At 48.9% G+C, this 7,246-nt stretch carries 4 protein-coding genes and 1 pseudogene; all 5 read left to right on the forward strand.

What is annotated here, in order from left to right; genetic code table 11:
* Nucleotides 1-501: pseudogene (locus ACH2BK_RS09785) on the forward strand (hypothetical protein); the annotation flags it as partial.
* Between the two features lie 83 nt (nucleotides 502-584).
* Nucleotides 585-1,979 carry a diaminopimelate decarboxylase gene (gene lysA / locus ACH2BK_RS09790; protein WP_395003742.1) on the forward strand — a complete coding sequence of 465 codons (1,395 nt, stop codon included), beginning with the start codon at nucleotides 585-587 and terminating at the stop codon, nucleotides 1,977-1,979.
* A complete protein-coding gene (pheA, locus tag ACH2BK_RS09795; protein WP_395003744.1) occupies nucleotides 1,964-3,076 on the forward strand; it encodes a prephenate dehydratase in 1,113 nt (370 codons plus the stop codon). Before lysA ends, pheA begins: the two co-directional genes overlap by 16 nt.
* 19 nt (nucleotides 3,077-3,095) lie before the next feature.
* Entirely contained in the window at nucleotides 3,096-4,127 is a 1,032-nt protein-coding gene (locus ACH2BK_RS09800) for a DUF2156 domain-containing protein (RefSeq protein ID WP_395003746.1), read from the forward strand.
* Between the two features lie 2 nt (nucleotides 4,128-4,129).
* Complete coding sequence (locus tag ACH2BK_RS09805; protein ID WP_395003748.1) at nucleotides 4,130-7,039, forward strand: RecB-like helicase; 2,910 nt, start codon at nucleotides 4,130-4,132, stop codon at nucleotides 7,037-7,039.
* Nucleotides 7,040-7,246 lie beyond the last annotated feature (207 nt).

Here is a 7,246-nt window from a genome sequence, read left to right on the forward strand (position 1 = left end):
CAGAGTGAGGAGAATAAGCTCTATGCGTATTACAACTATGTGCTAAGCGTGATACCAAAAGATGAGTGGCTGCTAAAAATCGATGTGGATCATATCTACTTGCCCGATAAGCTCTATAAGGGCTTTTATGCAGTGAGGCATATATGGGATATGGTGCTGCTGCCAAGGATAGATTTTTGCCTCATAGATAAAAAAGTATGTGTGCTCAAAGCGTGGCGCAATGTCAGGGAGGGCGATCAATGGCTTGTTAAGAATTTTGGCTTGAGATTCAAAGAATTTGGGCGTATCGAGCAGCTCGTGCCCCACACAAACTGCCTTGTGAGGGTGGAGATGCCCCAATACCACTTCCCTTATGAAAAAGCCTCAAGAAGCAGTAAGGCTAGCGAGCTAGAGTGGTTACCCCTAGAGCAGTGGGAGAGCCCCGATATCGGCGTGCGTATCGATCCAAAGGTATTAGATTCTGCGCTTATTTTAAAGCTTTGTGAGGAGTTTGAGGAGTAGCCAAGAGTTAAGGCTATTTTAAAGCTATGTCGTTAGAATAACCGCTCGTTTAATCCCCTAGAATTCTGTTGGAGCCTTGTAGTATGGATACTGCCTTAGACAATGCCCTGCTTGCGCGCTGTGCGCAAAAGTATGGCACACCCTTGTATGTGTATGACTTCCACTCTATCACCACCCAATTCCAAGCATTCAAAGACGCCTTTAAGGCGCGAAAATCCCTCATCTGCTACGCGCTCAAGGCAAACCCAAACCTTAGCATTATTAGCCATCTCGCCGAGCTTGGCTCGGGCGCGGATTGCGTCTCTATCGGGGAGGTGCGACGCGCGCTCCTAGCGGGAATCCCAAAGTATAAAATCATCTATAGCGGCGTGGGCAAGCGTGATGATGAGATACGCGAGGCATTAAGGAGCGATATTTTGTTTCTCAATGTCGAGAGCAGGGCGGAGCTAGAGCGCATAGAATCTATCGCCAAAGAGCTCGGGCTAGTGGCGCGTATCTCGGTGCGTGTCAATCCCAATATCGATGCCAAAACCCACCCCTATATCTCCACGGGCTTGCACGAAAATAAGTTTGGCGTGGATATACAGAGTGCTAAGCAAATGTATATTTATGCCAAAAACTCCCCGCATATCAAGCCAATTGGCATACACTTCCACATAGGCTCCCAACTCACGGATTTAGAGCCAATCAAGCAAGGCGCGCAAAAAATCGCCGAGCTCACTCATAGCCTTTTAGCACTCAAAATCGAGATTAGATTCTTTGATGTGGGCGGTGGCGTGGGTATCCGCTACACCGATGAGCGTGAAATATCTTTGTATGACTACGCACAGGCGATTTTGGCGGCGTTGCGCGGGCTTGATGTGAGCATTATTTGCGAGCCGGGCAGGTATATCGTGGGCAAAAGCGGCGTGCTACTAAGCAAAGTGCTCTATGAAAAGCACAATGGGCACAAACGCTTTGTGATAGTCGATGCGGCGATGAATGATCTAATGCGCCCCGCGCTCTATAATGCTGTGCATACAATGCGAGTGGTGCAGAGGGATAACGCCCTAGAATCTAACACAGAATCTAGCGCACCCCATACGCAGGGCGCACCTCGCACAGAATCTAGCGCGCCAAACACGCCCAATACACCAAACACACAAGCCACGCAAGATACGCCCAACCCCCAAACTTCAAAAGCCGATGTGGTGGGCGCGATTTGTGAATCTAGCGATTTTTTGGCAAAGGATATCGCGCTGCCCACGCTCACACATAGCGATATTGTGGCGTTTGAAAATGTCGGGGCGTATGGCTATAGTATGGCGCATACTTACAACACGCGTCCGCGCGCTGCGGAAGTGGGCGTGCAAGATGGAGAGGACTTCCTCATCAAGCCCGCAGAGACTTTTGAATCTCTAGTGGCTAGTGAGCTAGAGACGCTTAGGCAAAGACGCGCGGGATTAGATTCTAAAGGTGGGCAATGCAAAAGGGCATAAGCAATGACGATAGGGCGTTAGATTCTCTGCGCAGGGAGATTGACAAAGTCGATACGCAGATTCTAGCACTGCTCAAAGAGCGTATGAATCTCGTGCATCAAGTGGGTGTGCAAAAGCACCAAGTGGGCAGCTCTATCTATCGTCCAGAGCGCGAACGAGCGATTATTGAGCGTTTGAGTGCGGATTTGGGCGATGGGGACTTTTTGGACAAAAAGGCAGTGAGCGCGATATATCAGGAGATTTTTGCCATCTCGCGCAATCTCGAGATGCGCCAAAAAGTCGCGTTTTTGGGACCTATTGGGAGTTATACGCATCAGGCGGCGCGCGAGAGGTTTGGGGCGATGAGCGAGTATATCGCGCTCACTACCATACCTTCGGTGTTTAAGGCACTAGAGCAGGGGCGCGTGAAGTATGGCGTCGTGCCGATAGAAAACAACACAAATGGTATGGTGGGCGCGACAATCGATCATTTAAGCAATTCTAATCTAAAGATTATCGCCGAGCTTGTGCTGCCAATCCACCACAGCTTCGTCTCTCAGTGCGAGCACCTAAGCCAAGTGCGCAAAATCTACTCCAAAGACATAGCCTTTGGGCAGTGTAGCGAGTTTTTAAAATCGCATAATTTAGATGATTTGGAGTTTGTATCAGTGGATTCTACTGCTAGGGCGGCACAGATTGTGAGCGAGGAGCACTCAAGCGCGGCGATTTGCTCCAAAGTCGCTGCCAAGCTCTATGGACTGCCCGTAATGTTTGAAAACATCGAGGATACGCACGATAATCGCACGCGCTTTGTGGTGGTGAGTGATTTTGTCAATGCCCCAAGTGGTAATGACAAAACCTCGGTGTTTGCGACTTTGCGCAATTACAAAGAAACCGCCGCGCTCTTTGGGCTGCTAGAGGATTTTAAAACCTTTGGTATCAATCTTACCAAAATCGATTCGCGCCCCATCAAAGCCCAGCATAACTTTGCCTTTGGGTTTTTTATCGATTTTAAGGGGCATTATCTCGATAAAAATGTCCAAGGACTTTTTGCCAAGCGCAAGGACGAGTTAAAGTGGCTTGGGAGCTATGTGGCGGGCTTTGACTTTGAGGCATAGGGGCATATAAAGGCGAGCAATGATTGAGTTTTTACCCATTACTTTAGATTCACAAGAGATTTTTAGGCGGTATATGGCGCGCGATAATCTCGCGCTTTCTGATATGAACTTCACAAACTGCTATATGTGGCGGCACGCGCGCGAGATTAGCTACGCGATTTTGGAGGATACGCTCGTGATACAGACGCGCTATGCAGGGAGTGAGCCATTTGTGTTTTTCCCTATAGGGGCGGAGTGTATGGAGAGTGCATTGCGTGTGCTAGAAACCCTAAGGGCGCATTATGTGCGCCTAAACCTGCCGCTGCACCTCGCCTCGATGGATAGGGCGCAAGCGCGCGCGCTAGATTCACACTTTGGTAGCACAAGCACTCCGGTGCGCGAGAAGTTTGACTATATCTATGATGTCTCTGAGCTCATACTCTTAAGCGGGCGCAAATATCATAAGAAAAAAAACCATCTCAACGCGTTTTTGCAAGAATACCCGCATTTTGTGTTTGAAGAGATCACTGCGCGCAACGCTCAAGCGATTTTGGAGGCGTATGAGGAGTGGTTTGGGGCTAATCCAAACAAAAGCGAGGGGCTAAAGTATGAGTATCTGGGGATCAAAGACGCGCTTGGGGCGTATGAGCAGCTAGGACTAAAGGGCGGTGTGATTTTTATTAATGGCAAGGTGGGGGCGTTTAGCTTTGGCGAGGAGCTGCCCTGCGTGCTAGAGAGTGAGAGCACAGAATCTGCGCCACCAAGCAGTATTACAGAATCTAGTGCTAAGCCTCATACAGAATCTAACAAGGCGTATGAGGGCAGTGGCGAGTCTAGAGAGCAGGGCGCGAGAAAAAGGGGAAAAGTCGCAGTGATTCATATCGAAAAGGCAGATTCCCAATATCGCGGGATTTATCAGGCGATTAATCAGCAGGTTTTGGAGCATTGCTTTAGCCATTGTGTATGGGTAAATCGCGAGGAGGATTTGGGGATAGAGGGCTTGCGCAAGGCAAAGCTTAGCTATCAGCCCGCCTTTTTGCTTGAGAAATTTAGGGCTACGATACAAGGATAGCTATGAAGCAGTATCTAGCACTTAGGGCATCTGCGGGCAGTGGCAAAACCTTTGCCCTCGCGCTGCGCTATGTGTATCTGCTCTGCAAGGGTGCAAAGCCCTATGAGATTTTAACGCTCACTTTTACCAACAAAGCCTCAAATGAAATGCGCCACAGAATCTCCCAAAGCCTCGCTACCCTTGCCAAAGACGCGCAAGAGGGCATACTAGCGCGCAATGATTTTTTTATCGCACTCCAAAAGGAGGGCATTAGCGAGGCATTTGTGCGAGAGCATATTGCGCGTATTTATGCGGAATTTACCCAATCCCACACGCGTATCACCACGCTCGATTCGTTTTTTTATACGATTTTGCAAAAATTTTGCTGGTATGTGGGCGTGGGGAGTGATTTTGAGATAGGTAGGTATCCGCACGAGGAGGTGTATGAGCGGTTTTTGGATTCACTCCGCCCAAGTGAGCTGCGCGATTTTGCGCGATTTTGCTATCAGTATTTTGGGACGAGTCAAAAGATCACCGAGTTTTTGAGGATTTTGTGGCGTTATGAGGAGCTAGAGGAGGTTTTTGCGCGCTTTAGCCCAAAGGCGCATTTAGAGGAGCTAGAGGGCATTATAGAATCCAAAGTCGCCTCACTTAGAGAGCGTATCACGAGTATGGAGGGCATTGCTCAAAAGGGCATAAACGCGTTTAATTATGAAAGCATAGAATCTCTAGCAGAGGCAACTTGGGTGCTCAAAGGCTCGGAGTATTTGTTTTTTAAAAAGCTAAAGCTTCAGCACTTAGATTCAGAGTTTGCGCAGCTGCGGGAGTTGCTAGAGGCGTATCTGCGTGGCAAGGAAAGCGAGATCTTTGCGCGCGTATCGCGCTATATTGAGAGGTTTAAGGCGATAAAGAGTGCCTATCTCGCCAAAACAAATACCCTAAACTACAACGACATCACTTACAAAGTCCTAGAGCTCCTTTACTCGCACCACGATCGCGCGTTTTTTTACTTCCGCCTTGATGACAAGATTATGCACATTTTGCTCGATGAGTTTCAAGACACAAGTATCGTGCAGTATCAAATCCTCCTGCCGCTTATCGAGGAGATTCTATCGGGCAGCGGGCGGATAGAGGATCGCAGTGTGTTTATGGTGGGCGATACTAAGCAGAGTATTTATGGCTTTCGCGGGGGTTTTAGCGCGGTGTTTGAGGAGATGGCGCGCAGGCTAGAGTGCGATGAGCTAGGCTATAACTATCGCTCAAGCAAGGTGGTGCTCGAGTTTGTCAATGAGGTTTTTGGCGCGCAGTATGGGAGCGGCTATATCCCCCAAAGGCTCTCGTCCAAAAATGAAAATTCACAAGGCTATGTGGCGGTGCGATATGCGCCAAAGAGCGAGCAGCAAGCCGATGAGATCTGCAAGATCGTGTATGAAAATGTGTGTGAGCTGCTAGAAAATGGCGCAAAGCCCGATGATATCACGATTTTGGCTTTTACTAACGATGAGGTGAAAACCCTGCGCGATTTTATCAAATTCCACAATCCCAAGCTGCCCCTCATCGCCGAGGTTTCGCAAAATTTTTTCGACGCTTTCCCGTGTAATGTGCTCATCAATGCCCTGTATTACGCCCACACACAAAAGGAGCTTTATAAGCGTAATATCGCCAAACTGCTTGGCAAGGAGTTGTTTTGGGAGCCGCCACTTCCTGCATATAGCGGGCATTGCGCGCGGTATGTCTATGAAGTGATAGAATCTCTGCAGCTAGGGTGCGCGGCGGCTATGCAGTTTTTGGAGCAGGCGTGCGCGTATGAGAGTATCGAGGAGTTTTTGCAAGTCTATGGCTTGATAGATGTCAATGCGCCCAAAGAGAGCGCGTATGGTATTAGGATTATGACGATCCACAAGTCTAAGGGCTTGGAGTTTAGGCATCTCATCGTGTGTGATTGCTTGAAAGACAAGATAAACTCATCAAAGGATAAGATTCTCTACGAGTATGAGGGCATAGAGCTTAGGAGCGTGTATTACGCATATAAAGGGCGGGAGAATGTAGATCGCGCGTATGGGGCTGCTAAGGAGGCAAGGGAGTATCTAGAGGAGGCAGAGAGCCTCAATCGACTCTATGTCGCTTTCACAAGGGCAAAGCAAAGTCTGATGATTGTGTGCAAGCCCATTGAGCCAAAGAATGAAAAGTCTAAGTCCAAAACGCAAAGCTCGTATTTTGAGCGATTGGAGCTAGGGGCGTGCGTGCGCGGTGCATTGGGCTCTGGCATAGCGCACAATGCACCATCTCAAAGCAAAGAGAATCTAAAAACCCCTTTTACCCCGCTTCCCGTGCTTGGCAGGCAGGGGGACTTTATGAGGGTGGAGCAGACGGGCTGGCAGCAAGAGTTTTCTTTAGAATCTGTGATGTTTGGCAAGGCATTGCATAGTTACTTTGAGTATTTGCTAGGAGTGGCTATGCGAGGCGATTCTGGGGCGGATTTGGCGCGCGATGAGCAGTTGCTAAGTGCGTATAGAGAATCTAGCTCGTGGCGAGACCATCTCGATGAGGTGGCTGCTATCGTGCGTAATCTCTATGGCTTTGTGCTCTCCAAAGAGGCACTAGAGCGGGTGCAGGCGCGCTTTATGCAAGCGATTGCAAATGCGGAGTTTGGGGCGTTGTGCAGGGCTTGCGAGATTCACACCGAGGTTTCGTATCTGCATAATGGGCGGTTTTTCCGCATCGATGCGCTGCTACAAAATGATAGCGAGCTTATCGTGCTAGATTACAAAAGCTCCCATCTCCCGCGCGAGGAGCATTTCACACAAGTTGGGGAGTATGTGAAGTTTTTGCGCAAGCTAAGCGGCAGCCCCACGCGCGGCTATCTCATTTATCCCGCGAGCGCACAAATGTGCGTGGCATTAGAGGAGGGTGGCGCAGAGAATCTAAAATGATATGATAGATAGAAAACACAGAATCTCGCATTTAGATTCTGTGTATGCACGCGAAGCGTAAGCGTAGGAGATTCACTCCGCACGAGCGATACACAAGTTTTTGCCCTAGCAAAAACTTGCATTAAAATGATAGAATCTAGCTTGGTTTATAGAAAAGGTGTTAGCCCAAGGGGCGTTCCTGACGCGCTTACACTAAGAAAATCACAG

It is taken from the genome of uncultured Helicobacter sp. (genome assembly GCF_949282165.1).
In the GTDB taxonomy this organism is placed as follows: domain Bacteria; phylum Campylobacterota; class Campylobacteria; order Campylobacterales; family Helicobacteraceae; genus Helicobacter_F.